The sequence below is a fragment of the Mammaliicoccus fleurettii genome, from assembly GCF_002018435.1.
Lineage (GTDB): Bacteria > Bacillota > Bacilli > Staphylococcales > Staphylococcaceae > Mammaliicoccus > Mammaliicoccus fleurettii.
On the sequence record NZ_MWJM01000004.1, the window covers coordinates 146,923 to 172,886 of the forward strand.

The following is a 25,964-nucleotide window of genomic DNA, read 5'->3' on the forward strand; positions in this document are numbered from 1 at the left end:
CAATTGCAAATAATACTCGGGGCTTATCGTTTTTAAAATTATCAGAAATTTCTAAATTCTTATTGATTGATTCCCGGTTTTTTGATAATCTATCAATATTCTCATCTTGAAAGAAGGTTTACATATGATTACTTTAATCACGAGCATCATCATACTGATTTTAGGTTATGTTTTTTATGGAAAATACATAGAACGTGTATTCGAAATATATCCTCAAAAAGAAACACCTGCATATAGTAAGCAAGATAATATGGACTTCACTCCATTGCCAGCTTGGAAAGGATGGATGATTCAATTACTTAATATTGCTGGCCTAGGTCCAATCTTTGGAGCTGTTGCAGGCGCTTTATATGGACCTGTAGCATTCATATGGATTGTAGTAGGATGTATCGTCGCTGGAGGTGTACATGATTACTTCTCAGGTATGCTAAGTTTACGTCATGGCGGTGCACAATTCCCAATGCTTGTGCAACATTATTTAGGAAAAGTTACAAGAGCATTTACTGATGTCATTTCAGTAGTGTTGATGGTATTAGTTGCTGCAGCATTCGTTGCTGGACCAGCACAACTTTTAGCTAGTAAAACACCAATATCATTTTTGGTAGCTTTAATTATTATATTTACATACTTTATACTTGCAGCAATTTTGCCTATAAATAAAATTATAGGTAGAATTTATCCTATTTTTGGAGTTATTTTAATAGTAATGGCTGTAAGTGTAGTTGTTGCCTTAATATTCAGCGGAAAACATATACCAGAAATTACAGTTCACAATTTACATCCAAGTGGTATTCCTGTATGGCCATTACTTATGGTGACTATATCATGCGGTGCTATATCTGGATTCCATTGTACTCAAAGTCCAATTATTTCTAGAACAGTTAAAAATGAGTCAGAAGGTAGGAAAGTTTTTTATGGTGCTATGATTTCTGAAGGTGTAATTGCATTGATTTGGGCTGCTGCAGGGATGACTTTCTTTGGTGGCACAGAAGGATTAGCTGCAAAATTACAATCAGTCGGACCAGCTGGAGTAGTCGATCAGATTTCAGTAGAACTATTAGGTCCATTCGGTAGTATACTTGCACTTTTAGGTATCATTATACTCCCAATTACTACTGGTGACACAGCACTTAGAAGCTCAAGAATGATTATAGAAGATTTTGTAAAAGATAAAGTAAATATCAAACCAAAAGTACTCATGATTTCAGCAAGCTTTGCAGTAGGTATACCTGCATTCTTCCTCTCAACTATTGATTATTCATTCCTATGGAGATATGTAGGATTTACTAATCAAATAGTAGCTACCGTGATGCTCTGGGTTAGTGTTAGTTATTTGTTGAGATACAGTAAAAATCATTTAGTAGCAGGAATACCCGCCTTATTTATGACTGGTGCCATAAGTGTATATGTATTATATGCTCCAGAAGGACTTTCACTTCCTTACCAAACTTCAATAATAGGCGGAGCAATTGTATTCTTAGTCATCGCATCATTATATGTTAGAGCTATTTTAAAACAAACAAATCCAAGTACAATCCCTTCACCAACTAGCGACTTATATACATCATAATTAGATAAGAGGCTGAGACAATTAATTCGTCCCAGCCTCTTATCTGGTTATAAAGCTTATTAGTATAGCCTTTCCAGTCATTAATCTATCAATAAAATCAAAACAATTGTACTATTATAAAGTAAAGCACTTTTAAATAAGGAGAGATACTTATGACTATAGATGTTCAATCATTAAAAAATATATCCCCTATTATTTCAAATATTGCTCGTGGCGAAGAAATGTTTTGGAAAAATCCAGACTATCTAAACAAACAGTCTTTTCCATTTACATTGGACGATGTGATTGATGCTGAACAAAGATTGACTCGTTTTGCACCATATATTGCAAAAGTCTTTCCTGAAACTCAAAATAACCAAGGGAAAATTGAATCTCAAATTTTTCAATTAAACCATTTTAAAAAGACTCAATTTCCACATTTAAAGGGCAATCTTTTATTAAAAGGTGACCATGCGTTACCTATTTCAGGTTCTATTAAAGCACGTGGTGGTATTTATGAAGTGTTGAAATTTGCTGAAGAAACTGCCATTAAAGAAACTGATTTCACTGTAAATAGTGATTATAGCCTTTTAGCAACAGATTACTATCAAGATATATTTTCTAAATACCGTATTGCTGTTGGATCTACTGGTAACTTAGGTTTAAGTATTGGTATTATGAGTGCACAATTAGGTTTCAAAGTTACAGTACATATGTCACAAGACGCAAAAGAATGGAAAAAGGACCTCTTAAAATCAAAAGGTGTTGAAGTTGTAGAACACATTCAAGATTATGGTTATGCTGTAAAAGAAGGCAGAAAAATCGCTATGAATGATCCATACTGCCACTTTGTTGATGACGAAGCTTCTAAAGATTTGTTTTTAGGTTATTCAGTGAGTGCTTTAAGGTTGGAAAAACAACTTAAAGAAGCAAATATTAAAGTTGATCAAGACCATCCTCTATTCGTATATTTACCATGTGGTGTCGGCGGAGGTCCTGGCGGTGTTGCATTCGGTTTGAAGTTAATCTTTGGTGATAATGTTCACCCCGTCTTTATAGAACCTACAGAAGCGCCTTGTATGGCATTAGGTATGATTACAAAGTTACATGACGGTATATCCGTTCAAGATGTCGGATTATCTGGTAAAACTATTGCTGATGGGTTAGCAGTTAGCCGTCCTTCAAAATTAGTAGGTACTATAATGTCCACACTTTTATTTGGCTCTTGTACAGTCGAAGATAATCAATTATACCGTTACTTAAAAGCTTTAAAAGATACTGAAAATATATTTATCGAACCTTCAGCTACTTCCGGATTTCATGGCTTGAAATATATTCATGATTTAAATTATGATTCACAACATGCTACACATATCGTCTGGTCTACAGGAGGAAATATGGTTCCAGATAAAGAACAATCTATTTACTATCAACAAGCAATTGATATAGAAAGAAGGAGTTATTAAGATTGATACTACTTATTATATTAGGTGTTGTAGCTGGATTATGTGTACCGTTACAAACATCGATAAACACTAAATTAGGCAGCTATACTAAATCACCAATCCTTTCATCTTTTTATTCATTTCTAATTGGAACCATCGTTCTAATAATAGTCAATTTAATAATGAATCCACAAAAGTTATCACCATCATTTATGATGAATCAAGATTTTTCTTATGTATGGTTTACTGGAGGATTACTTGGTGTTGTATTCTTAACAGGTAATTTACTATTGTTACCTAGAATTGGTGCAGCTTTAACAGTTGTCATGACTGTATCAGGTCAAATTATTATGGGAATATTCATTGACCAATTCGGCTTATTTAATGCTGATATACATCCAATAAATTTAGAAAGAATTGCTGGCGTAATTATTATGTTACTGGGTATATTATTAATGAATTACAAAAAATCATCTGACCGAATTATTACGACTAAATCGCAACATACAAATTATTGGATGGTATTAGGTATCTTTACTGGTTGTCTTCCCCCTATTCAAACTGCAATCAATAGTGCACTCAGATATGAAGTACAGTCATTCTATTTTTCTGCATTAATTTCATTTGCTATAGGGACTATCGCTTTATTCATACTTTCATTAGTACTCGTTAGAAGAATTCGTTTTAGCTTTCATCACCCTGATCAAGGGACAATTAAGCCTCTTTACTTTATAGGAGGCGCATTAGGAGTAGTATTTGTTACAACTAATATTCTTTTAATGCCTGAGCTTGGTGCAGCTTTAACACTAATGGTTGTTATTTTCGGACAAATGTTAATGGGATTATTGATTGACCACTTCGGTTTATTCAATACACCTAAGTTTAAAATTACAGCAAGAAGACTAATAGGTGCGACATTAGTTTTCATAGGTATTGTAATACTTAAGTTATTCTAATCTATTTATAAAGGAGGACTCTGAATGGATCTTTCAATAAAATCTGGAGACGGCATGCTGAACATACGCGTTGGTGCTATTATTAAAGATAAGCACGGTTACTGTTTTCACTATGATAAAAAACATGAATACTACACATTAATTGGTGGCAGAGTGAAATATTATGAAAGCTCAGATTCTGCTATTAAACGTGAAATCAAAGAAGAATTAGGCATAGAATGTGATGATATTTATTTTGTATCAACTATACAAAACTTTTTTGAATATGAAAGTACGTCATACCATGAAATTTTATTTATTTATCATGTCACATTAAAAGAATCTTTAAATGATTTAAACATTCCAAACAACCCAAAAATAGATTACGTTTCAGTCGGGATTTCAAATATTCCAGAAATTAATCTTCATCCTAGAAAAGCAAAAGAAATTATTTTAAAGAAAATTGATGTCCAACCCTTATTTATAAATAGAGATAATCCGAAATAAAATTAACAAAAAAAGAACGCATATTTTAGCGTTCTTTTTTTGTTAATTATAGTTCTTATAATCAATTAATCACTTAAATTCTCATTTTACAGTAAAATAATTAAAATAAATCCTCGAGATTTTTCAGCATGTATAATGGTTAAAGTATAATAAATTAGCTATTATATGTTTATAAATTACACTTTTCGGATATTTAGTTTAAATATAGCGCGAAGTATTAAAAATAATCTTTGATGATTGATTGTTCTTTTACTTGTCACTTTGCTCACTTTAAATTATAATAAGTATGAAATTAGAATTATTATAATTAAGAATTCTTGAGGAGGATTATGATATGAGTAATAAATCAAAACTTACAGGACTATTTGGTGCTCCTGTATCTGATCGTGAAAATACAATGACTGCTGGCAAACGTGGTCCTGTATCAATGCAAGACGTATATTTCTTAGAACAAATGGCACATTTCGATAGAGAAGTTATTCCTGAACGACGTATGCACGCTAAAGGTTCTGGTGCATTCGGTACTTTTACAGTAACGCATGATATTACACAATATACAAATGCTAAAATATTTTCTGAAATTGGTAAACAAACAGAAATGTTTGCTCGTTTCTCTACAGTAGCTGGTGAACGTGGTGCTGCTGAAGCTGAACGTGATATTCGTGGTTTCGCACTTAAATTCTACACTGAAGAAGGTAACTGGGACTTAGTTGGTAACAACACACCTGTATTCTTCTTCCGTGATCCTAAATTATTCGCAAGTTTAAATCACGTGGTTAAACGTGACCCTAAAACGAATATGCATAACCCTCAATCTAACTGGGACTTCTGGACACTTTTACCTGAAGCATTACACCAAGTCACAATATTAATGACTGACAGAGGTATTCCAAAAGGTTTCCGTAACATGCATGGTTTCGGTTCACACACTTATTCTATGTATAATGATGCTGGTGAACGTGTATGGGTGAAATTCCATTTCAGAACTCAACAAGGAATTGAGAACTTTAGTGCTGAAGAAGCTGAACAAGTAATAGCTAAAGACCGTGAATCAAGTCAAAGAGACTTATTCAATGCTATTGAAGAAGGCAACTTCCCTAAATGGAAGATGTACATTCAAGTTATGACTGAAGAACAAGCAAGAAATCATAAAGATAACCCATTTGACTTAACTAAAGTTTGGTTCAAAGGTGATTATCCATTAATTCCAGTTGGTGAATTCGAATTAAACCGTAACCCAGAGAACTATTTCCAAGATGTTGAACAAGCTGCATTCGCACCTACAAACATCATTCCTGGTATAGACTTCTCACCAGATAAAATGTTACAAGGACGTTTATTCTCTTATGGAGATGCTCAACGTTATCGTTTAGGCGTAAACCATTGGCAAATTCCAGTAAACTCAGCTAAAGGTGCTGCAGAAGTTTGTCCATTCTCTAGAGATGGTCAAATGAGAGTTGATGGCAACTTAGGTGGAGGTATTAACTATTATCCAAATAGTTACGAAGCACATGAATCTCAACCAGAATATAAGAAGCCAGGTTTACCAGTAGAAGGTGAATTATACGAACACGACTACCGTGAAGATGACGATAATTACTATGAACAACCAGGTAAATTATTCCGTCTACAATCACCAGAAGGACAACAACGTATATTCCAAAATACTGCTAACGAAATGCAAGGAACTACTGATGAAGTAAAACACCGTCATATCCGTAACTGTTACAAAGCTGACCCAGATTATGGTAAAGGTGTAGCAGACGCATTAGGCATCGACATTAATTCAGTTGATTTAGAAGGATAATATATAAAAGAAAAGATCCTAGGACATAAATGTCCTAGGATCTTTTCTTTATGGTGTTTATTGTGAATTTGTCTTAGATTAACTACCGACTTAATCTACAACTTAATTCATTTTTTGCATTTTACTTTATCTCTTATTAGCACTTTATTTTATGAATTATAGTTTGCTTCTTTTTTAGCTTTAATCATATGCAAGAAGTAGAATGCGACTAAACCTAATAATGCAACTACTGCCATTGACATGTATAACCCAGAATAGCCGATAGAATTTGTGAAATTACCTAATACATATGGTCCAAATCCTAATCCAAAGTCTAAACCTATGAAATAAGTAGATGTTGCTAATCCCATGGCTTCTACTGGTGATACTTTAACTACGAGTGCTTGGAAGATAGATTGTAAGTTACCAAATCCTAGTCCTACAAATGCACCTGCTATAAGTAATACTACTCCATTACTTGCTATACTAATTAAGAACAAACCTATTACTAAACAAATAAATGCTGGTATTGTAACAATATTTTCTCCACGTTGATCCATGATTCTTCCTGTAAATGGTCTTGTTAGCAATACTGCAATTGCGTATACAACAAAGAAGAAACTTGCTGCATCAACTAAATGATTTTCTTGAGCAAAGAATTGTATAAATGACAATACTGATGAATATGCAATACTTACAATCACTACTACAATTGCAATTGGTAAAGCTTGTACTGAGTAAAAGTCAGATAATCTAAATCCTTTTTTCTCTTCAGTTTGTGCACTTGGCATTACTGGTGTTTCAACTTTCATAAATAGTGACATTACAAATGCGATAACGATTAATATCGTACAAATTGTAAATAGTCCAGTCATTGGAATATGTTGATATAATAATAAGCCGATAAATGGTCCGATAGCAGTCCCTAGAACCATACTTAAACTATACATACTTATTCCTTCGCTACGGCGTTGTGCTGGCGTTATAAATGCAGCAATTGTTCCTGTAGCTGTACTTGCTACCCCACTTGCTACCCCATTTAAAATTCGTACGATAAGTAATAATGCAAATGATGATGCTGATACTAGATATAATCCATTCGTAATTACAAGTAAGATTCCACCAATAATTAACACTTTCTTAGTCCCTACTATATTGATATATTTACCTGTTAAAAATCTTCCGACTAAAGATCCTACGATGAAAAGTCCTGAAGCTAAACCAGCCAGACTATCAGAAACACCAAATGTTTCTTTACTATATCCACCTACTGTTACTAATAATAAGTACATAGATAAAAATATGAAAAAGCTAATGACAAAGTTAAATATAAAGTCTTTTGTCCAAATTGGCTTTTTTAATTGATCAGCCATTATTTGTTACCTCCTCTATTAAATGATTTCTAAGTTTTTCTAATAATTTCTGTGCTTTTTCAAGCTCTGCATCATCTGCTTCAACAGCTTGAAGACAATTATTTTGAAATATTACAATGGATTCATGTATTTCATTAAATTGCTGTTGGCCTTTTTCTGTTAATGTAAGAAACTTTTCTCTTTTATCTTCTTTACTATTAACAGCTTGAACAAGTTCAAGATCAATCAATTTTTTGATAATTTTACGAGCAGTAGGTTTTTCAATAAAAGAACGTTTAGACACTTGCACAAGTGTTGTAGGCTCGTTGTTTGCAATATCATGTAACACTTTATACTGAGCAGCATATAAATCATAGGGCTCTAATATGGCATTAATATGATGAATATACGGTCTATACAAATTAGTATATGTAAATAAAAAGCTCTCCATTTTTTGTCACCTTTTCTCATGAAATAAAGTTAGCTTTGCTAACTAATACTTGACCATTCTACTCTCGTTTATATGTAGTGTCAATATCAAATTCATTCTTGAAACAAGATATTTTTGACTTTTTCTATTATAATTAAGTTAAGTATTATTAAGGAGGAACGTAATATGTTAAATGATTTCTATGAAAAATTATCAAAAAAAGAAGACAAAATGATTGAGATTAGAAGATATTTACATGAACATCCTGAACTATCTTTTGAAGAAAAAGAAACAGCACAATATATTGAAGATTTTTATAAGGATAAAGATGTTTCACTCCAAACACATATTGGCGGAGAAGGAATTTATGGTATCAAAGTAACAATTGACTCAGGAAAGCCAGGTAAGACTTTGGCACTAAGAGCTGACTTTGATGCTTTACCAATTAAAGAAGATACAGGTTTGGAATTCAGTTCTAAAAATGAAGGTGTTATGCACGCATGTGGTCACGATGCTCATACAGCTTATTTATTAGTTCTTGCAGAAACTTTAATAGAAGTTAAAGATCAACTTAAAGGAAAAATTGTCATTATCCACCAACCTGCTGAAGAAAAACCTCCTGGTGGCTCACAATATTTAATTAAAGACGGTATTCTTGATGGTGTCGATAATGTAATCGGCGTTCATGTAATGAGCGCTTTAGAAAGTGATCATGTTTATTACAGAGAAGGCAATGTTCAATCTGGTCGAAATATATTTAAATTAAAAGTAACAGGTAGCGGTGGACACGGATCATCTCCTCATTTAGCAAACGATCCAATCGTTGCAGCGAGTAGCTTTGTCATGTCTCTACAAACGATTGTTTCACGAAGACTTAATCCGTTTGATATGGGCGTCGTTTCAATCGGTTCATTCGATGGAAAAGGACAATTTAATATTATTAAAAATGAAGTTACGCTTGAAGGCGACGTTAGAGGTATGAACGAAGAAACTTTACATCTAATAGAAGATGAAGTTAAACGTCTATCTAAAGGTTTAGAATCAACGTATGGTGTTCAATGTGACTTAGAATATACTAGAGATTATCCTGTACTATATAATGATCCAGAATTAACGAAGCAAGTCGCTAAAGCGATTGAGGAAGCAAATATTTCTGAAGTTAAAAGTGTTGAACGTTGTGAACCACAACCACCTTCAGAAGACTTTGCATATTATGCTAAAGAATTACCTAGTACTTTCTTCTATGTAGGTGCAAGTCCTAAAGACAAAAAAACTTACCCACATCATCATCCTAAATTTGATATTGATGAAGGTTCTTTACTAATTGCAGCTAAGTCAGTCGCTGCAGTTACATTCGATTATTTAGGTGTAAAATAGTTCAACTACAAAAGTGTGTTAACTAACATTACACATAGTGTAAATTTACCTGACTCATATTTCTTTTTTCTTATTTTATATTTTATACTTTAAAAAAATAAGGAGATGATGGAAGATGAGTCAGACAGATACACTTTTATTATTTGGATGTACTTTATTAGTTTGGTTAATGACACCTGGTTTAGCACTATTCTATGGAGGATTAGTTCAATCAAAAAATGTATTAAATACGTCGATGCATAGTATTTCAGCAATTGTAGTTGTTACATTCACTTGGGTATTAATTGGATTTTCAATGAGTTTCGGAGGAAACAACTTATTTATAGGTGATTTCTCCCATGTATTCCTAAATGGTGTAGGTTTTGAACCAAACGGTAATTTTAGTGAAACCATACCATTTGCCTTATTTATGCTTTTCCAATTAACATTTTGCACGATTGCGGTATCCATTCTTACAGGATCAGTTGCAGAAAGAATGAAATTTGGTCCTTTTTTAATATTCATGGCTTTATGGGTATTATTAGTCTACAGTCCTGTAGCACACTGGGTTTGGGGAGGCGGCTGGATTCATAAATTAGGTGCGATAGATTTTGCTGGCGGTACAGTCGTCCATATTTCATCTGGTGTATCTGGCCTTGTTCTTGCCCTATTACTTGGTTCTAGAAAACCTAGTAACAAAAAGCCTCCACATAATTTAGTTATCACGCTAATCGGCGGTATACTAGTATGGTTTGGGTGGTTCGGTTTTAATACGGGTTCCGCGCTAACATTTGATTCCGTTGCTATGTTAGCCTTTGTAAATACGATTTTAGCTTCTTGTGCTGGTATAGCCGGTTGGTCTATTTTGGAATATATGCAAAAGAAAAAAGTGACTTTAATTGGTACTTTATCAGGAATGTTAGCAGGGCTTGTCACAATCACACCAGCAGCTGGCTTTGTTGGATATGGTAGTTCAATGATACTAGGGATATTAGGTGGATTTGTATGTTACTACGTTATAACACATTTAAAAGTATTACTTAATTACGATGATGCATTAGATGCATTTGGATTACACGGTTTTGGTGGAATTGTCGGTGCAATAGGAACTGGATTATTTCAAAATTCAAATGTAAATTCAAGTATCTCTGACGGTGTTTTCTTCGGTGGCGGATTTATGCCAGTAATAGTGCAAATCGTAGCAGTAATTGTAACGATTGCATTCAGTGGAGTTGTCACATATATTATAGCTAAAGCAATAAGTATCTTTACAACTTTAAGAACAGATGAAAAAGCAGAACTAGAAGGCTTAGATGTAGCTTTCCATGGTGAAACTGCTTATCGATATGAACTTAAAGAAAAAAGAGCCTAAACAATACGCCCCTAATCCAATTATTTTGGATTAGGGGCGTATTGTTTTTATATATTCAACTTGCGTTCTAATGATCTGCTTTGAGCTTTTTATTTCTTGGATATCCTATCAATATAGATACGATACCACATATCCCTAGTAAATATGGGTAAAATGAATATGGTAATAATGATACTGTCGAAATACCAGCTACACTAGTAGCAGCTAATACTTGTGCTCCATATGGAATAATACCTTGTATCGTACTTGCAAATATATCTAGAATACTTGCAGACTTTCTTCGATCAATTTGAAAATCGTCTGCTATTTCTTTTGCTAATGGACCAGTAGTAATGATAGATATTGTGTTATTAGCTGTTGCTAAATTTGTAACACTTACTAAACCAGCTATTCCAAACTCTGCACCTCGTTTAGAATTCACTCGTTTTGTAACAACATTTAACAACCATTTTATACCACTATGGTATTCAATCAAACCAATCATACCACCAATTAGAAGTGCGATCATTGAGATATCTTGCATACCAATTAATCCATCAGATATTGCTTTTAAGTTATCGCCTAAAGTAAACGATCCATCAATTAGACCAATTAAACTTGCAACGATTACACCTAGCACTAATACCAAGAGAACATTCATTCCACACAATGCACTAATTAGTACAAATAAATATGGTATAACTTTGACTAAATTGTAACTGCCTTGACTAGCATCCGCCATCCCTGCATCTTTAGTCATAAACCATAAAATAACCACTGTCAAAATTGCACCAGGTAATACAATTAAGAAGTTCATCTTAAATTTATCGCTCATTTTTGTTTTTTGTGTTCTTACAGAAGCTATTGTAGTGTCAGAAATCATAGACAAGTTATCACCAAACATTGCCCCACCTACTACAGTTGCTATTGTTAAAGCTAGTGAAATATCAGTTGCTTCAGATATGCCAACTCCCACAGGGGCTAGTGCAGCTACAGTACCCATTGAAGTACCCATTGCTACAGAAATAAAAGCACCTACTATAAATAATCCTGCTAATAAAAACTGACCAGGTATTAATGATAATCCTAAATTAACTGTTGAACTAACAGCACCCATACTTTTAGCAGTTTCACTGAAAGCACCTGCCATTAAGAATACAAACACCATTAATAAAATATTAGGATGTCCAGCACCTTTTGTAAAAATATCTAGTTTTTTTGCTAAAGGTGTCTTTGGATACATTGCACATGCAAACACTGCCGCAATAAGTATAGCTACATTTAGTGGTAAGAAATTAAAGTCATGCTTAATTAATCCTGTACCAATGAAAAGTGTCACAAACACGATTAATGGTAATAAAGCTATGAAAGACCCTTTTTTATCTATTTGTTCCATTGTTATCTCCTTATTTATATCTTGAATACTTTAAAAGGGTACAGGACAATTTTGTTCTCGTCAAATATAAATTTCGTAATAAGCATTTATGAATCCTTGAATGATTAAATAATAAAAATTAGGTAATATAACGTATAATAAGAAAAAGAAGAAATTAAGGGGTAATATTATGATTATTAGTAATACAATAAATGATTTTTTTAATAACTTTCATTTAACCGATACTTCACTTAAAACATATTACGCAAAATATCGCTCTGAATTTCAACATGCCGAAGAAAATTTAATATTTTTAGAGGATGACATATCAACAACTTTATCCAAGTTAGAAACAGATACTGCTCAAATTTTGAAAATAAACACCAAATTAGTTCATATTATTTTTGAAGTTAGACTACAAATACTCAAACAATTTAATACTTATTTAAGACCCGATATATATTTTTTAATTGGTGCTTACAGAAAAGACGGTTTTCTTAAAATTGAAGACACACCCCATATATACTTTTTCATAGAGTCATTGTGCGAACATTATGATGATCTATATGACATAATCGCATACTATTTTACAAAGTTACTTTTAAGGCAATTAAATTCAACATCTGAAAATTCTATTTTAGAAGAGGCAGTTACCTCACATATCATGAACAAATTAAACTATACATATCCATATACAAATAATAATAAATACAAGGCTATTCAAAATTTAGAAACCAAACTAAATGAGCAATTACAAACTGACTCTATAATTAAATTATTTACTGAAAACGAACATTCAGAAATACTAAAAAGATATTCATAAATAGAGCTATATGGACAATACTTTCAATATTTGCTCAAATCTATCGGTATTATTACTGACAATATAATAATAAGAGGTTGAGACAATTAATTTGCCCCAACCTTTTAATTAATTATAGTAATTTCATTAAATCTCTAATTAATATTGTAATGTTATGTTTTTTAGACTGTTCACTTAAAAATAGTGCGACTTCTAATTGTTTTTTATCACTGTCATTACTGATCTTCATTTCTATTTTTGAATGCACGATGTTATATATTAGCTCACTATATAACTTATATCTACTTGAATTAATTGTAATATCTAAGGCAGTTTGTGCATATGCTAAACATCTGTCATATGCTCTTTCGCTAGCATAAATATTTGATAATGTATATAGTAGTTTAATTTGATAACTATCATCTACATTTAAACGTTTAGCAATTTCTAATCCTTGTTCTAATGAAGATTTCGCTTTTTCATTTTCATTTTGACTATAATAAAAGACTGCTCTTGTATTACAGATAGACACTTGTAATTTGACATACATATTACTATCTATTAATTGATATGCTTCTTCAATCATCTGAAGTGATTGTTCTACTTCGCCATATTTATAGTAACCTATAATTGATCTTACCCACTTAGACGCTGCAATTTCATCAACAGATCCATTAGATAAATAATTACCATCAATAATAGGAATTAAAGCATCGTAATCACGATCTTCTAACAATCTTTCTATGACTTTTAATTTTTGTTCTAGTTGTGTATCTAATTCATCACCTATATACAAGAAATCCATACTACAATTTAGTCTTCTAGAAATATTAAAAAGGAGTTGCGATCCCGGTTGCAATTCATTCTTTTCAATTTTAGAAATTTGACTTTGTGTAGCGATTCCCTTAGCTAATGCTTGTTGAGAAAGCTTTAAATCTATTCTCCTTTGTTTTACACGTTCTCCTAATTTCATATATAGCGCTCCCCAAATTCTTTAATCGAATTAACATATTTATATTATCTAATACATCTATATCTTCAAGTGTCGTCATTAAATGATATATTTGTCCCACCAAATATATCATTTAAGCACCTAAGGGCACATATTAACTTGTATTAGAAATAATTCATGTCATGTTATAATTCTCTTCTTTATTTTAAGGCTCATTGTGTGAAAATACAATTATTTTATCCTTATACGAAGACTGTATTTTCTCTTTAAACAGCTGTCTAAATTTAGAAGTATTAAGCTTAATCAACAAATTCTGCTGTTTCAAGCTGTATTAACTCACCATCTTCTTGTCTTTTTTTAATGTGAAATTCTCCCCACTTACATAGGTTTTCTAATAGTTCATTTAATGAACTACCGTAATCAGATATTTCATATTCTACTTTCGGAGGTACTTGTTGATATACAATTCGATTAATAATTCCGTCTTTCTCTAATTCTCTTAATTGTTGAGTTAACATTTTTTGTGTAATGTGTGGAATAGCTTTTTTTAGTTCTGATGTTCTCATTGTTCCATGCTTTAAATGACAAAGGATAACAGGTTTCCATTTACCACCAATCACGTCTATTGTTGCTTCTACACCTATATTATATTCTGTTACTTCCATTACATTTCCTCCTTAAGGTACTTTTTGGTACCTATATGACTTTAAAGTGCGTACTTCCTATTTGTATTGTTACGTTTTAAAATAACACATATCTTATAACAAAGGAAGGAACTATCAAATTGAAAAATAAATTTTCTAATCAACTTGCACTTATTTCACTAGCTATATCTGCTTTCGCCATCGGTTCAACAGAATTCATCAGCGTTGGCTTATTACCATTAATCAAAGATGCTTTTAATATCACAATTCCTCTAGCAGGATTAACTGTATCTTTATATGCAATTGGTGTTACGGTAGGTGCACCTATTTTGACACCTTTAACAAATAACATGAAAAGAAAGACTGTGCTTATTCTTATAATGGTCATCTTTATAATTGCTAACATATTCGCAGGAATGGCTACTTCATTCACTTTATTATTATTAATGAGAGTGCTCAGTGCTTTTTCTCATGGTGTGTTTATGTCAATTGCCACAACTATTGCTGCAGATTTAGTGCCACCACATAAACGTTCTAGCGCAATCGCACTTATGTTCACTGGTTTAACAGTTGCTACTATAACAGGCGTTCCCTTTGGTACATGGGTTGGTCAACATTTCGGATATGAAATGTCATTTTACACAATTGCTATAATAGGTATTATTAGTCTTATTGCCAATATAGCATTTGTTCCTAAAAATTTAACTGAATACAAACAAGCACCAATTGTTAAGCAACTTGCAGTCTTAAAAAACAAACCCCTTATGACAATATATTTAATAACTGCCCTCGGTTATGGAGGTACGTTTGTAGTCTACACATATTTAACTGAGATTCTTACTCATATTTTAGGCTATGAATCAAACAGTATCGTTACTATTTTGATATTATATGGTGTAATGGTTGCGATTGGTAATACTTTAGGAGGAAAACTTACAAATCACGCTCCTACAAAATCATTAACGATCATTTTCTTACTACAAGCTTTAACTTTATTACTGGTAGGACTTACGTTACATTTTCATGTAGTAGGATTAGTAAGTATTTTATTAATGGGCCTATTTGCATTTATGAATGTACCTGGTCTCCAACTTATCGTCGTATTATTCGCAGAGAGAAATAGTAAAGAAACAGTCAACTTTGCATCTAGTCTAAATATATCTGCTTTTAATATTGGTATAACACTTGGATCAGTTATTGGTGGATTTATATTAAATCATATATCATTATCGTTCACACCATATTTTGGTTTTATCATGGTTATTATGGCAAGCTTATTAATGTTTGCCGTTAATAGAAATGAAACTTCGGAACCACTGCAAACAACGTGTTAATAATAAGAAGAAGGATGAGACAATTAATTTGTCCCATCCTTCTTCTTTTATATTTCATCATTATTTAGTATTTTTTGAGCATTATCTTTCATTTGATTAACTGTGTCAATTCCTTTAGTTTCTTCAATATAATCATATGCTTCTTTTATATGAAAATTTCTGTTAGATGTATTATGTGCGTCACTTCCAACGATATGAATACTTTCTTGATCCAATAAATAATCAGCAACTCTTTTTGCATCTTCACCATATTTACCTACTAATGAACCAGCAGTTACTTGACAAAGAGCACCCCTTTTAATTAAATCAAATAAAATTTGAGGTTTATCTTGTATAGGAATGATACGTTCTGGATGAGCTAATAAAGGACGATACCCTGCATCGAATAATTGGTCAAACGTGTTATTCGCAAAGTCTGGAACTGTAAAGAATGGAAATTCAATTAATACATATCTTGAGCCTTCAGTTATAGGTAACAATTCTCCTGATTCCAATCCTACTAACTCATTTCCAAACATATGAATTTCTTGGCTAGGATACACTTTTATATTAATATGATGTTCTTTTAATAACGATTGTACTTCTTCAGTTCTTGCTTTAACTATGTCCGCACTATTTTTAAAACGATGTTCTATATAATGAGGTGTTGCTACAATATCAGTAATCCCAATTTTTTCGGCTTCTCTTGCTAATTCAAGCATGCTTTCTGCATCTATTGGACCATCATCTAATCCATATAATAAATGATTATGAATATCAATCATGTGCATCGCTCCTTTAGTCATTGAACTATCAAATATCAATAAGTTTTCTTATTACTTGTATTGTAACAAATATCTGTTTATAAATTATATTAATAAGCCTTCAATTTTATATTTCAAATAAGCAGAAAGTTTGTAATTATTCCTTTTTTATATGAACATAAAAATATCATAATATAAGGAGTGGGAAGATAATGGAATTAACCAAAGCACTTGAAAGAAGACGCTCAGTAAAATCTTATGAGCAATATGATTTAGATAGAGAAACAATTTATGATTTATTAGACAAAGCAGCACTATCACCATCTGCTTGGAATTTACAACAGTGGAAAGTAATAGTAGCTGACACTGATGAAGCTAAAGAAAAGTTATATAACGCAGCTAACAAACAAGTTAAAATAAAAGAAGCAAGTGCAACATTTATCATTTTAGGTGATTTAAATGCACATGAAACAATTGGAGATATAGCTGATGACTGGATTGAACGCGAACATATTCCAGCTAATAAAAGAGAAGGCTTAATCGAAAGTGTGAATCGATTCTTTGAAAGTGATCTCAATAAAAGAGACGAAGCTGTACGTGGCGCATCATTATTTGCGATGAGTTTAATGTTAGTCAGTGAGGATGCTGGTTATGCAACTTGCCCTATGATTGGCTTTGACAAACAATCTGTAATTGACGCATTTAATATTGACGATAACTTAGTACCCGCTATGCTTATTTCAATTGGTAAAGGTGAAATGACAAATGATAGAGCATCACGCTTACCAGCTTCATCATTTGCAAAATTTGAATAAAGAATGTACTAATTTTGTAATAATATGATAATACTACACCTCAAAAAAAGATTATAATATAGGTAATGAAGTGAGGTGTTTAAGATGAACAAACGTTATCAAAAAGTTCTAGTACTTTACTTAATATCAACGTTAGTACCTTATATATTTATCAATAAGAATAAGGACATCTCTTTAACAAAGAGATGGTTACCTAGCTCTTTAATTGGTTATGGTATATTTGCATATGGGCTAAAGGCACTAACTAAAATGAAAAAAGCAGCTTAATTAGCTGCTTTTTTCATTTCTTTATATTCATCATTCGTTATAACATAAATAGCATCATCTACAATTTTTTCTTTATGAATTCTATTTTTTGGCATAACACCAATTTTTTTCATTCCTAATCTTTCCATAACTTGTCCAGATTTAGGATTAATAGTGCTATGCATTGCATTTACTTGGTTTAATTTTAACTTATCAAACGCCAATGACAATATCTCTAATCCCGCTTCTGTCATATAGCCATTTTTAGAATAATTTAAATTGAGCACATATCCTATCTCGCCTCTTTTATGTTCTGTATCTACTCTTAAATCTATTGTGCCAATTAATTTATGTTCTTCTTTTAAGACTATTCCATATTTGCCTAATGGTGATTTCAAATAGTAATTTGCGATGACTTCTTTTGTTTCTTCTTTTGACAAATGTGTTGGAAATACATGAGAAGTATTTTCTATATTAGATGAATATTCATAAAGTGATTCTGTATCATCTAAACTTACAGGTCTCAATATAAGTCTGTCTGTTTCTAATGTTTGATTCTCACCTAATGTTACTAATAATTCCATAATTCACACCTTCTTATGCTTTATTTTCATTTTGTGCTAAAGCTAAACAGCCAATTATTCCTTGTTCATCATTCAAACTTGGAGAAACGATGTACTCTTCTACCGGTGGAAGTGCAATATAGTCATTATTTAATAACTCAAATTGCTTATGAATTTTACTCAACAAATGATTTTGATGCATTACGCCTCCACCAAAAATGATTTTTTCTGGTGATAACATTAACGTTGTATTCAATGCTGCCTGAGCAATATAATAAGCTACTATATCCCAATCTTTCGAATCTTCTTTAATCTCTTTCGCTGATATACCAGCTCTTTTTTCAATAGCAGGTCCTGATGCAACCCCTTCTAAACAGTTACCATGAAATGGACATTTACCTTCAAAGCTTTGGTCATCTTCATGTATCTTTACTGTCATATGTCCCATCTCTGGATGACTATATCCTTGAACAAATTTACCACCGACCATAGCTCCTCCACCGATACCTGTACCAACTGTATAATATACTGCTGAATTAATATCTTTTGCGATACCTTTTTTAAACTCACCATATAATGAAGTGTTTACATCAGTTGTAAAAGCGACCGGAATATCAAAATGCTCTTTAATAGCCCCAATGAAATCAAAATTTTTCCATGCTGTCTTTGGTGTGGAAGTTATATAACCATATGTATCAGATTCTTTATTAATATCTATTGGACCAAATGAACCAATACCAATACTTATAATGTCATGCTCTTTAAAGAATTCTATAACTTTTGGCATCGTTTCAGTTGGTTCCGTAGTTGGTATCGAAACACTTTCTATAACAGTTAAGTTATCATCACCTACTGCACATACAAATTTTGTTCCTCCTGCTTCAATCGCTCCATAAAGTTTCAATAATCCCACTCACTTTCTATGATTATATTTTTTTACACAACATAACTACTATACCTAAAACCATTTCTTTCTTTTAAAAACAGTTAACATTATAAACGCAATGATGACCATAATAATTAGAACGATATAATATCCGTCGTGCCAACTAAGCTCAGGCATATTTGTAAAGTTCATTCCGTATATCCCTGCAATCAAAGTTAAAGGCATAAACACTACTGAATATATCGTTAAGATTTTCATAATATTGTTCATTTTAAATGAGTTTAGAGAAATGTAATTATCACGTATGTCACTTGTCATTTCTCTCGAAGAATCAACCATTTCCATTTGCTTGATAAGATGATCATTAATATGTGTAATATATAGAAATTGCTGTTCATTTAGATGTAATACTTTACCTTCTCTCATTCGATATACCAAATCTCTCATTGGTTGAACAGTTCGTTTAATAATTAACAACTCTTGCCTTAAATCAAAAGTATCATCTATTAAAGACTTCGTTGAAATATCTATATTATGACGATCCTCAAAATTAAATACTTTATCTTCAATATCGTAAATAAATGGGAAATAATTATCTACTATATCATCTAGCAAATTTAACAAAATATCTTTTGGCTCTTCCAAATTGATTGTTTGATTAAACAACTTTCTTTTAACAGTATCTATTTCTTCAAAGCGTTCTTTATGATAAGTCACAATAAAATCATCGCCAATAAAAATATCAACTTCTTCAGCTTCAAGTGTTTTTAAATCTAACGCATGGAACACAACAAACTGATAATCATCATATTGTTTGAATTTGGGTCTTTGTTGAACAAGCGTCGCATCTTCAATAGATAATTCATGAAAATCAAAATAATCTACTAATACTTTTGCCTCTTCTTCTGTAGGTTCGTTTAAATCAACCCATAACCATTTTTTGTCTTCTGCAATATCTTTTGGTGATGTCGTTTCTTTTAGTTCATTATTTGAATTACAATAATAAGTTTTAATCATTATATTCACACCAATTTTCATTTTACTTTATCTATATTATACAATTTAAAAAGCAGTGAGCAAATATACTCACTGCTAACAAGTATTTAGGTAAATACGACTGTTTTATTTCCGTTTACAATCACTTTGTGTTCACAATGCCACTGTACTGCTCTTGCTAATACTTGAGACTCCACATGTCTACCAGTATTTTTCATATCTTGTGCTGAATATCGATGATTAACTCTTACAACATCTTGTTCAATGATTGGACCAGCATCTAAATCTTCTGTAACATAATGACTTGTAGCTCCTATTAATTTGACACCTCTTGTATAAGCCTGTTTATAAGGATTTGCACCAATAAATGATGGCAAGAATGAATGGTGAATATTAATAATTTTTAGATGATGCCTTTCAACAAAGACTTCTGATAAAATCTGCATATACTTAGCTAGTACGAGTAAATCCACTCCGTAACTATCACTTATTCTCGAAATTTCATCTTCACTTTCACGTTTTGTTTCTTTAGTCACTTTTACATGGTGGAAAGGTATTCCCATATCTTCAACAAATTTACGGTTATTTTCATGATTACTAATAACACAGCTTATTTCTATTGGGAATTCTTGACGATTTGCGCGTAATATAATTTCACTTAACGCGTGATCTTCTTTAGAAACTAATACCGCCGTTTTCACTTTTTCTTCAGCGTCAAAAATTTGAAAATTAATATTTCTTGTTGTTAGTTCTTTTTCTAAAATTGATTTCACTTCATCATTTTTATCAAATTCAATGCGTAGATATAAGTGATTCTCATTTTCTTGAACATCAGTATAATGATCTAAATGAAATATATTTGAATTTGTTTCTTTTATAATTGTTGATATTAGTGATGTAATACCAATTTCATCTTTGCAATCCGCTAATAAAATATAATGCTTACTCATGTATCTCATCCCTTTATTAATATTGGAAATATTCTAACAATAACAACTATTATAAAATTTAATTTGCAATAAAACAATGAATTGAGTAGCATATATTCAATGTAAACGCATTCATTATTAATTTGTGCTCAAATACATAAATTGGTCTAATTGCAATGCTTCTAAAGTCTCTCTAATCAATCTTTTACGGTCATAATAATTAAGCCCTTGATTTTCTAATTCAGTGACTTTCCCTTCATATACATATGCTCCATTAAATAAAAATTTATCTTTCGTTACTTTAATTGTAGACATTGCACCTTCTCTAGGTGAAATAAACATAGAGTCAAACATTTTATAAATTAAATCCCCAAATCTATGATTATATTTAGTTTTTCCTAAGTTAGTGGAGACAGCGCCTGGATGTACAGCTGTTACATTCAATCCACGATGATGAAACTGCTCGTATAATTCTTGCATGAAATACAATGTAGCTAGCTTAGATCTACTGTAAGATTTAATCGGATTAAATCTCAATGGATATTTGAAATTATGATGTCCTATATGAGCATATTTATATGCCCCAGAAGATACAATTATAATTTGTTTATCATGGCTTCTCATTATAGATTCAAATAAAATATGTGTTAATAAAAAGTGACCTAAATAATTTGTACCAAACATTAATTCAAAACCATCTACAGTTTTTTGTCTTGTTAATGAAACGACACCTGCATTATTAATTAAACAATCAATGTATGGATATTGATCTAGTATTTGAGTAGCGGCTTTCATTACATTGGCTAAATTAGATAAGTCACATTTTATGACTTCTACATTTAATTTTTTATGTTCTGCTATTAAAAGTGATTTTAAATGTTCACCTTTGTCTATATTTCTACACAATAAAATAATAATGTCATAGTCATTGGCTAACTCTTTAACTGTTGATTCACCTATTCCTGATGTTGGACCTGTAATTGCTAGTATTCTATTCGCCATTGTATATACTCCTTTAATTTATTACCGTTCTTTTACCCTGAAATATATATTTTAACTATGACATTTATTTTTTTACATAATTTTGATGTACATATATTAATTCTTTTGCCATTTCTTTAATAATTTCAGTTGAAATAAGCTGATCTTCAGCATGCATTAATAAGAGCGTCATCGGTACTGTTTCACCACTAGCTTCTGCTTGTATTAAATCTTTATGCACTTTATGACCATCAATTAAAAATTGATTACCTTCACTAATTAAATCTTCGGATTCTTTAAATTTTCCAGATTTAGCTTCATTAATTGCTTGCATATAACTACTCTTTGCCATACCAACATTAGTTATGATTTGAAAAGCAATTTGTTCGTATTTTTCCATAATATCACCTTACTTCATTAAGCTTTCAGCATGTTTTAAGACACGCTCTCCATCCATCATGCCATATTGTTGCATATCTATAACGTCTACCGGCACTTTACCATTAGCTACTTTTTCAACTTGTGCTTTTTGAAATCTCACTTGTGGTCCAAGTAGAATAACATCTACATCATCAACCTTTGTTTCCGCTTCTGATAAGGCTAAAGCTTCGACTTCATAATCTTTACCTTCATTTTCTGCTGCCTCTTGCATCTTTTTCACTAACATACTTGTCGACATACCTGCTGAACAAACTAATAATATTTTTTTCATTTATTTCATCTCCTGAATATTAAATTTAAAAAACGCCCATGGTTTCAAATAATTGAGCAATTGTAAATCATGAGGTGCAATTCTCCCAATTACATTTACTTTACCTGTGTTTATCATAGGCTTTAATGCAATTTGTAGCTCCCCTTTATATTGTCCATATTCTTCGTTATCTATTAAGATGTCACCTCTTTTAATAGCGGTTGTATGATGAACGGGAAATGATTCTGCTTTATATTTCACACGACTTTGAGTTGAACGAATCATATAGTCACTTACATCACCTCTATAAAAATGTGGTTCTTCGATAACTATTTTTCTTTCTAATTCCGTAATATCATCAAATAACTTTACATCAAACGTGATTGCTTCGTTTTTTAAATAACTCAGTCTTTTTAATTCTTCTTCTGATGGATAACAATTACTTATAATCACATCATCAATGAGATCAGTTGCCCATAAGTATTGTGCTTGTGTAGAAACGGGGATTCCTCTATGTTCTTCTAAAGTTGGCAATCCTTCTGTAACTGGCCATGGTCCAAAGTCAGCTTCTTCACTTGAAACGAATGCTGCTGTTCTAAGACCATATTTTTTGAATTTTTTACTACCTTCTAAAAAGAATGCTTCAGATATACCAGCATATCGATGAGGATAAAAATTATGGCATCCTACTAAATGAGCTCGATTTGGTTCAAAGTCCATTACATTATCTATATAGTGATTCATGACACTCATGTTCAATTCAATCATTATGTCATATGGATTATACGTCATATCACTTGTTAATTTTGCGCCTACACCTTCATCAAGCCTTATTCCATCAACACCTAGATCATTAAAAAAAGATAAGTCATTAGGTTCAATACCGAGGACTTTAAAAGTTCTTGGTGCTACATCTATAAATATTTCAAAGTCTAAACTTTTAGCATAACGAATCGTTTTTTCAATGATAGGTAATAAAGTCGATTTATTATCATCAGTTAATTGCAATAAATTCGTAAAAATTCGTGTAAAACCATGCTCATGTGCTTTATCAATATAATTTAAATCCTCAGATTCTTTAGATTTTCCAGGATACAAAGATATACCTAAACGCCTCATAGAAATCACTTCCATTCGTAATATATTTATTTTTATATTATTTTGAATATTTAATCTATTTAGTTTATACTATAACAAAATCGAAGCGCTTACAAACAAAGGGGGAATTTTATGAATAACTTTGCTACTTGGATAGAAGGAAAACTTTCTGGTCCAATGACAAAGCTTTCAAATCAACATCATTTACTCGCTATACGTGACGGGGTTATTTCAGCACTCCCATTCATTATTTTCGGTTCATTCTTTTTAATATTTGCAACTCCACCGTTACCTGAATCATGGGCAGTAACTCAATGGGCAACTGAACATGCAGAACAAATTTTAATTCCTTATAGAATGACCATGTTCATTATGAGTTTATACATTGTCTTTGGGATAGGTTACAATCTCGCAAAATCCTATGATTTAGATCCATTGTCAGCAGCACAGCTTTCTACAGCAGCATTTTTATTAACTATTGCGCCAACAATGGATAAAGAATTAGGATTCGTCTTACCAATGACCAACTTAGGTGGCCATGGATTATTCGTCGCGATGTTTGTAGCAATTTTTTCAGTAGAAACATACAGATTGTGTAAAAATAAAAACATCACCATTAAAATGCCACCTCAAGTACCGCCATCCGTTAGTCGCTCTTTTGAGTCGTTAATACCAGTAGTCATCGTACTCGGTGCAATGAGTGTGATTACAGTTGTATTTCAACTCGATTTACATACACTTGTAGATAAAATTGTAGGGCCTCTTGTATTTGCAGGTGATACATTACCTGGTGTATTAGTACCAGTATTCTTAACAACATTCTTTTGGGCATTTGGTATTCACGGTATGTCAATTGTAGGTACGATTGAACGTCCGTTGTGGGAAGTATATTTAGCTAAAAACGCAGAAGCACATGCAGCAGGAGAACCATTACCACATATAGCACCAGAAACATTCTTCCAGTGGTTTGTATGGATTGGAGGAGCAGGAGCAACATTAGGACTTGTTATATGTATATTATTATTTGCGAAATCTCAGTTCTTGAAAAAATTTGGTAAAGCCGTTTCTATACCATCTTTATTTAATATAAACGAACCCGTAATATTTGGATTGCCAATAGTACTAAACCCAATAATGGTTATTCCATTTATCATAATCCCTATCGTTTTAACCATCATAACTTATTTCGCAACATTACTCGGACTCGTCAATGCAACAAGCATAATGGCACCATGGACACTGCCAGCTCCAATCGGTGCATACTTAGCAACAGGAGGAGACTGGCGAGCAATCGTACTCGTCCTAATTAATATAACAGTATCCGTAATAATTTATTTCCCATTCTTTAAAATGTACGATCGCAAAATGGTACTAGAAGAAAGCGGAGAAACTAAAGAAGAAATAGAACATGATATGAAAAAATAGTAAATAGTAAGAACAGAGCAAACACCTGGCATCCTGGTGTTTGCTCTGTTCTTTATGTATGATTCTTAGGTTGCGTTTCTTAGATTGCGCTAACTGGCAGAATTCTGAATTGTGCTCCTTAGCGACTAATTCTTACGGACATTTCTCGGTATTATGTCCCTTACATCACCTCTTACGGACATTTCTCTGAATTTTGTCCCTAAAAAATAATCCTTCAACTTAAATATAACTATTAAAAATCCCCCGATTTGTTGGCATTCCAACGAATCGGGGGATTCTCTTTAAAAGATTATATCAATAAAGAACCATACAACCATAACGAGCATGATTAAGGCTTTGGCTATAGAACTGGTTAAGAAACCAAGTAATGAACCGATACTTGCATTCGTAGCTGCTGAAATATCATTTTTTTGAATCATCTCAGTAACAAATACTAATACGAAAGGTACGATGATGATACCAAATGGTGGAAACACGAAACAACCTATTATTACACCGACTGCTGCCATTGTTTCTCCTAATTTAGATCCACCGAATTTCTTAACGAAATAGCTATTCATTATGATATCTGAAAGTATCATAAATATAGTAAGTACTACCATTACAGTCCAGAAGATCCACGATAATTTACTTGAATCAATTGCAAAATGATATATAAAATAGCCTACCCATAAAAATAGTACTGATGGAATAATTGGTTTGATTAAACCAACAAAGGCAATTACAAACATTAGTATAATTAATATCCAACTTATTGCTGTCATTATTTTACT

The 25,964-nt window shown here is 32.0% G+C and carries 27 protein-coding genes; 12 read left to right on the forward strand and 15 right to left on the reverse strand.

The features are described from left to right. Nucleotides 1–124 precede the first annotated feature (124 nt). The 5 genes from B2G86_RS05015 (at nucleotide 125) to B2G86_RS05035 (ending at nucleotide 6,243) form a co-directional block, all read left to right on the forward strand. Nucleotides 125–1,570 (forward strand): carbon starvation CstA family protein, encoded by a 1,446-nt coding sequence (locus B2G86_RS05015; RefSeq protein WP_078357035.1) that lies wholly within the window; start codon nucleotides 125–127, stop codon nucleotides 1,568–1,570. Nucleotides 1,571–1,722: 152 nt separating this feature from the next. After that, on the forward strand, nucleotides 1,723–3,015 hold the full coding sequence (locus B2G86_RS05020; RefSeq protein WP_078357036.1) for a D-serine ammonia-lyase: 1,293 nt from the start codon (nucleotides 1,723–1,725) through the stop codon (nucleotides 3,013–3,015). Nucleotides 3,016–3,017: 2 nt separating this feature from the next. Then, nucleotides 3,018–3,950: a DMT family transporter gene (locus B2G86_RS05025; RefSeq protein WP_078357037.1), complete on the forward strand. Its 933-nt coding sequence runs from the start codon at nucleotides 3,018–3,020 to the stop codon at nucleotides 3,948–3,950. Between the two features lie 24 nt (nucleotides 3,951–3,974). Then, nucleotides 3,975–4,436 carry an NUDIX domain-containing protein gene (locus B2G86_RS05030; RefSeq protein WP_078357038.1) on the forward strand — a complete coding sequence of 154 codons (462 nt, stop codon included), beginning with the start codon at nucleotides 3,975–3,977 and terminating at the stop codon, nucleotides 4,434–4,436. Between the two features lie 334 nt (nucleotides 4,437–4,770). Beyond that, nucleotides 4,771–6,243, forward strand: a complete 1,473-nt coding sequence (locus tag B2G86_RS05035) for a catalase (RefSeq protein WP_078357039.1) — start codon at nucleotides 4,771–4,773, stop codon at nucleotides 6,241–6,243. Nucleotides 6,244–6,392: 149 nt separating this feature from the next. On the opposite strand, the gene B2G86_RS05040 is transcribed toward B2G86_RS05035, so the two are convergent. Both B2G86_RS05040 and B2G86_RS05045 read right to left on the reverse strand, forming a co-directional pair. Continuing rightward, the gene (locus B2G86_RS05040) at nucleotides 6,393–7,595 is read right to left on the reverse strand and encodes an MFS transporter (RefSeq protein ID WP_078357040.1); all 1,203 of its coding nucleotides are present in this window, start codon (nucleotides 7,593–7,595) and stop codon (nucleotides 6,393–6,395) included. Then, entirely contained in the window at nucleotides 7,588–8,025 is a 438-nt protein-coding gene (locus B2G86_RS05045; RefSeq protein WP_078357041.1) for a MarR family winged helix-turn-helix transcriptional regulator, read from the reverse strand. Before B2G86_RS05045 ends, B2G86_RS05040 begins: the two co-directional genes overlap by 8 nt. Before the next feature lie 165 nt (nucleotides 8,026–8,190). Between B2G86_RS05045 and B2G86_RS05050 the strand changes: the two genes are divergently transcribed. Together B2G86_RS05050 and B2G86_RS05055 are read left to right on the forward strand one after the other, a co-directional pair. Then, entirely contained in the window at nucleotides 8,191–9,381 is a 1,191-nt protein-coding gene (locus B2G86_RS05050) for a M20 family metallopeptidase (protein ID WP_078357042.1), read from the forward strand. A gap of 115 nt (nucleotides 9,382–9,496) precedes the next feature. Continuing rightward, on the forward strand, nucleotides 9,497–10,732 hold the full coding sequence (locus tag B2G86_RS05055; RefSeq protein WP_078357043.1) for an ammonium transporter: 1,236 nt from the start codon (nucleotides 9,497–9,499) through the stop codon (nucleotides 10,730–10,732). Nucleotides 10,733–10,799: 67 nt separating this feature from the next. Here B2G86_RS05055 and B2G86_RS05060 read toward each other — a convergent pair whose 3' ends face one another. Continuing rightward, nucleotides 10,800–12,107 (reverse strand): Na+/H+ antiporter NhaC family protein, encoded by a 1,308-nt coding sequence (locus tag B2G86_RS05060; RefSeq protein ID WP_078357044.1) that lies wholly within the window; start codon nucleotides 12,105–12,107, stop codon nucleotides 10,800–10,802. Nucleotides 12,108–12,276: 169 nt separating this feature from the next. On the opposite strand from B2G86_RS05060, the gene B2G86_RS05065 reads away from it, so the two are divergent. Then, nucleotides 12,277–12,909 carry a hypothetical protein gene (locus B2G86_RS05065; protein ID WP_078357045.1) on the forward strand — a complete coding sequence of 211 codons (633 nt, stop codon included), beginning with the start codon at nucleotides 12,277–12,279 and terminating at the stop codon, nucleotides 12,907–12,909. Between the two features lie 112 nt (nucleotides 12,910–13,021). Here the strand turns inward: B2G86_RS05065 and B2G86_RS05070 are convergent, their stop codons facing one another. Both B2G86_RS05070 and B2G86_RS05075 read right to left on the reverse strand, forming a co-directional pair. Then, nucleotides 13,022–13,861, reverse strand: a complete 840-nt coding sequence (locus B2G86_RS05070; protein WP_078357046.1) for a helix-turn-helix domain-containing protein — start codon at nucleotides 13,859–13,861, stop codon at nucleotides 13,022–13,024. Nucleotides 13,862–14,139: 278 nt separating this feature from the next. Then, a complete protein-coding gene (locus B2G86_RS05075; protein ID WP_078357047.1) occupies nucleotides 14,140–14,505 on the reverse strand; it encodes a winged helix-turn-helix transcriptional regulator in 366 nt (121 codons plus the stop codon). Nucleotides 14,506–14,624: 119 nt separating this feature from the next. Here B2G86_RS05075 and B2G86_RS05080 point away from each other — a divergent pair, with 119 nt between their 5' ends. Next, a complete protein-coding gene (locus B2G86_RS05080; RefSeq protein ID WP_078357048.1) occupies nucleotides 14,625–15,818 on the forward strand; it encodes an MFS transporter in 1,194 nt (397 codons plus the stop codon). A 47-nt stretch (nucleotides 15,819–15,865) separates the two neighbouring features. Here B2G86_RS05080 and B2G86_RS05085 read toward each other — a convergent pair whose 3' ends face one another. Beyond that, the gene (locus tag B2G86_RS05085; protein WP_078357049.1) at nucleotides 15,866–16,582 is read right to left on the reverse strand and encodes a tyrosine-protein phosphatase; all 717 of its coding nucleotides are present in this window, start codon (nucleotides 16,580–16,582) and stop codon (nucleotides 15,866–15,868) included. Nucleotides 16,583–16,773: 191 nt separating this feature from the next. Here B2G86_RS05085 and B2G86_RS05090 point away from each other — a divergent pair, with 191 nt between their 5' ends. Together B2G86_RS05090 and B2G86_RS05095 are read left to right on the forward strand one after the other, a co-directional pair. Beyond that, nucleotides 16,774–17,376 carry a nitroreductase family protein gene (locus tag B2G86_RS05090; RefSeq protein ID WP_078357050.1) on the forward strand — a complete coding sequence of 201 codons (603 nt, stop codon included), beginning with the start codon at nucleotides 16,774–16,776 and terminating at the stop codon, nucleotides 17,374–17,376. A gap of 84 nt (nucleotides 17,377–17,460) precedes the next feature. Continuing rightward, complete coding sequence (locus B2G86_RS05095; RefSeq protein WP_078357051.1) at nucleotides 17,461–17,643, forward strand: hypothetical protein; 183 nt, start codon at nucleotides 17,461–17,463, stop codon at nucleotides 17,641–17,643. Here B2G86_RS05095 and B2G86_RS05100 read toward each other — a convergent pair. The 8 genes from B2G86_RS05100 to B2G86_RS05135 form a co-directional block, all read right to left on the reverse strand. After that, on the reverse strand, nucleotides 17,640–18,206 hold the full coding sequence (locus B2G86_RS05100; RefSeq protein WP_078357052.1) for a GNAT family N-acetyltransferase: 567 nt from the start codon (nucleotides 18,204–18,206) through the stop codon (nucleotides 17,640–17,642). The two genes, B2G86_RS05095 and B2G86_RS05100, sit on opposite strands and share 4 nt — an antisense overlap. A gap of 13 nt (nucleotides 18,207–18,219) precedes the next feature. Next, nucleotides 18,220–19,089, reverse strand: coding sequence for a fructokinase ScrK (gene scrK, locus B2G86_RS05105; RefSeq protein WP_078357053.1), 870 nt, complete (start codon nucleotides 19,087–19,089; stop codon nucleotides 18,220–18,222). 54 nt (nucleotides 19,090–19,143) lie between these two features. Next, nucleotides 19,144–20,088 carry a magnesium/cobalt transporter CorA gene (corA, locus tag B2G86_RS05110; RefSeq protein ID WP_078357054.1) on the reverse strand — a complete coding sequence of 315 codons (945 nt, stop codon included), beginning with the start codon at nucleotides 20,086–20,088 and terminating at the stop codon, nucleotides 19,144–19,146. An 86-nt stretch (nucleotides 20,089–20,174) separates the two neighbouring features. Further along, nucleotides 20,175–21,017, reverse strand: coding sequence for a formyltetrahydrofolate deformylase (gene purU / locus B2G86_RS05115; protein ID WP_078357055.1), 843 nt, complete (start codon nucleotides 21,015–21,017; stop codon nucleotides 20,175–20,177). Nucleotides 21,018–21,134: 117 nt separating this feature from the next. Then, a complete protein-coding gene (locus B2G86_RS05120) occupies nucleotides 21,135–21,998 on the reverse strand; it encodes an SDR family NAD(P)-dependent oxidoreductase (protein WP_078357056.1) in 864 nt (287 codons plus the stop codon). 64 nt (nucleotides 21,999–22,062) lie between these two features. Further along, nucleotides 22,063–22,377, reverse strand: a complete 315-nt coding sequence (locus tag B2G86_RS05125) for a PTS sugar transporter subunit IIA (RefSeq protein WP_078357057.1) — start codon at nucleotides 22,375–22,377, stop codon at nucleotides 22,063–22,065. A 9-nt stretch (nucleotides 22,378–22,386) separates the two neighbouring features. After that, complete coding sequence (locus B2G86_RS05130) at nucleotides 22,387–22,689, reverse strand: PTS sugar transporter subunit IIB (RefSeq protein WP_078357058.1); 303 nt, start codon at nucleotides 22,687–22,689, stop codon at nucleotides 22,387–22,389. After that, complete coding sequence (locus tag B2G86_RS05135) at nucleotides 22,690–23,787, reverse strand: DUF871 domain-containing protein (protein WP_078357059.1); 1,098 nt, start codon at nucleotides 23,785–23,787, stop codon at nucleotides 22,690–22,692. It lies immediately after the preceding gene. Between the two features lie 111 nt (nucleotides 23,788–23,898). On the opposite strand from B2G86_RS05135, the gene B2G86_RS05140 reads away from it, so the two are divergent. Next, complete coding sequence (locus tag B2G86_RS05140; protein WP_078357060.1) at nucleotides 23,899–25,191, forward strand: PTS sugar transporter subunit IIC; 1,293 nt, start codon at nucleotides 23,899–23,901, stop codon at nucleotides 25,189–25,191. 281 nt (nucleotides 25,192–25,472) lie between these two features. On the opposite strand, the gene B2G86_RS05145 is transcribed toward B2G86_RS05140, so the two are convergent. After that, nucleotides 25,473–25,955 carry a DUF456 domain-containing protein gene (locus tag B2G86_RS05145; RefSeq protein ID WP_078357061.1) on the reverse strand — a complete coding sequence of 161 codons (483 nt, stop codon included), beginning with the start codon at nucleotides 25,953–25,955 and terminating at the stop codon, nucleotides 25,473–25,475. Between the last annotated feature and the right edge of the window lie 9 nt (nucleotides 25,956–25,964).

Excerpts from the sequence above, each read along its gene's own strand:
- B2G86_RS05065 (WP_078357045.1), top strand. The coding sequence starts at position 12,277 with ATGATTATTAGTAATACAATAAATGATTTTTTTAATAACTTTCATTTA.
- B2G86_RS05045 (WP_078357041.1), bottom strand. The coding sequence starts at position 8,025 with ATGGAGAGCTTTTTATTTACATATACTAATTTGTATAGACCGTATATT.
- B2G86_RS05015 (WP_078357035.1), top strand. The coding sequence starts at position 125 with ATGATTACTTTAATCACGAGCATCATCATACTGATTTTAGGTTATGTT.
- purU (WP_078357055.1), bottom strand. The coding sequence starts at position 21,017 with ATGAGTAAGCATTATATTTTATTAGCGGATTGCAAAGATGAAATTGGT.
- B2G86_RS05145 (WP_078357061.1), bottom strand. The coding sequence starts at position 25,955 with ATGACAGCAATAAGTTGGATATTAATTATACTAATGTTTGTAATTGCC.
- B2G86_RS05020 (WP_078357036.1), top strand. The coding sequence starts at position 1,723 with ATGACTATAGATGTTCAATCATTAAAAAATATATCCCCTATTATTTCA.
- B2G86_RS05050 (WP_078357042.1), top strand. The coding sequence starts at position 8,191 with ATGTTAAATGATTTCTATGAAAAATTATCAAAAAAAGAAGACAAAATG.
- B2G86_RS05130 (WP_078357058.1), bottom strand. The coding sequence starts at position 22,689 with ATGAAAAAAATATTATTAGTTTGTTCAGCAGGTATGTCGACAAGTATG.
- B2G86_RS05095 (WP_078357051.1), top strand. The coding sequence starts at position 17,461 with ATGAACAAACGTTATCAAAAAGTTCTAGTACTTTACTTAATATCAACG.
- B2G86_RS05040 (WP_078357040.1), bottom strand. The coding sequence starts at position 7,595 with ATGGCTGATCAATTAAAAAAGCCAATTTGGACAAAAGACTTTATATTT.
- B2G86_RS05070 (WP_078357046.1), bottom strand. The coding sequence starts at position 13,861 with ATGAAATTAGGAGAACGTGTAAAACAAAGGAGAATAGATTTAAAGCTT.
- B2G86_RS05075 (WP_078357047.1), bottom strand. The coding sequence starts at position 14,505 with ATGGAAGTAACAGAATATAATATAGGTGTAGAAGCAACAATAGACGTG.
- B2G86_RS05030 (WP_078357038.1), top strand. The coding sequence starts at position 3,975 with ATGGATCTTTCAATAAAATCTGGAGACGGCATGCTGAACATACGCGTT.
- B2G86_RS05120 (WP_078357056.1), bottom strand. The coding sequence starts at position 21,998 with ATGGCGAATAGAATACTAGCAATTACAGGTCCAACATCAGGAATAGGT.
- B2G86_RS05035 (WP_078357039.1), top strand. The coding sequence starts at position 4,771 with ATGAGTAATAAATCAAAACTTACAGGACTATTTGGTGCTCCTGTATCT.
- B2G86_RS05090 (WP_078357050.1), top strand. The coding sequence starts at position 16,774 with ATGGAATTAACCAAAGCACTTGAAAGAAGACGCTCAGTAAAATCTTAT.
- B2G86_RS05060 (WP_078357044.1), bottom strand. The coding sequence starts at position 12,107 with ATGGAACAAATAGATAAAAAAGGGTCTTTCATAGCTTTATTACCATTA.
- B2G86_RS05085 (WP_078357049.1), bottom strand. The coding sequence starts at position 16,582 with ATGATTGATATTCATAATCATTTATTATATGGATTAGATGATGGTCCA.
- B2G86_RS05125 (WP_078357057.1), bottom strand. The coding sequence starts at position 22,377 with ATGGAAAAATACGAACAAATTGCTTTTCAAATCATAACTAATGTTGGT.
- B2G86_RS05100 (WP_078357052.1), bottom strand. The coding sequence starts at position 18,206 with ATGGAATTATTAGTAACATTAGGTGAGAATCAAACATTAGAAACAGAC.
- B2G86_RS05135 (WP_078357059.1), bottom strand. The coding sequence starts at position 23,787 with ATGAGGCGTTTAGGTATATCTTTGTATCCTGGAAAATCTAAAGAATCT.
- B2G86_RS05140 (WP_078357060.1), top strand. The coding sequence starts at position 23,899 with ATGAATAACTTTGCTACTTGGATAGAAGGAAAACTTTCTGGTCCAATG.
- corA (WP_078357054.1), bottom strand. The coding sequence starts at position 20,088 with ATGATTAAAACTTATTATTGTAATTCAAATAATGAACTAAAAGAAACG.
- B2G86_RS05055 (WP_078357043.1), top strand. The coding sequence starts at position 9,497 with ATGAGTCAGACAGATACACTTTTATTATTTGGATGTACTTTATTAGTT.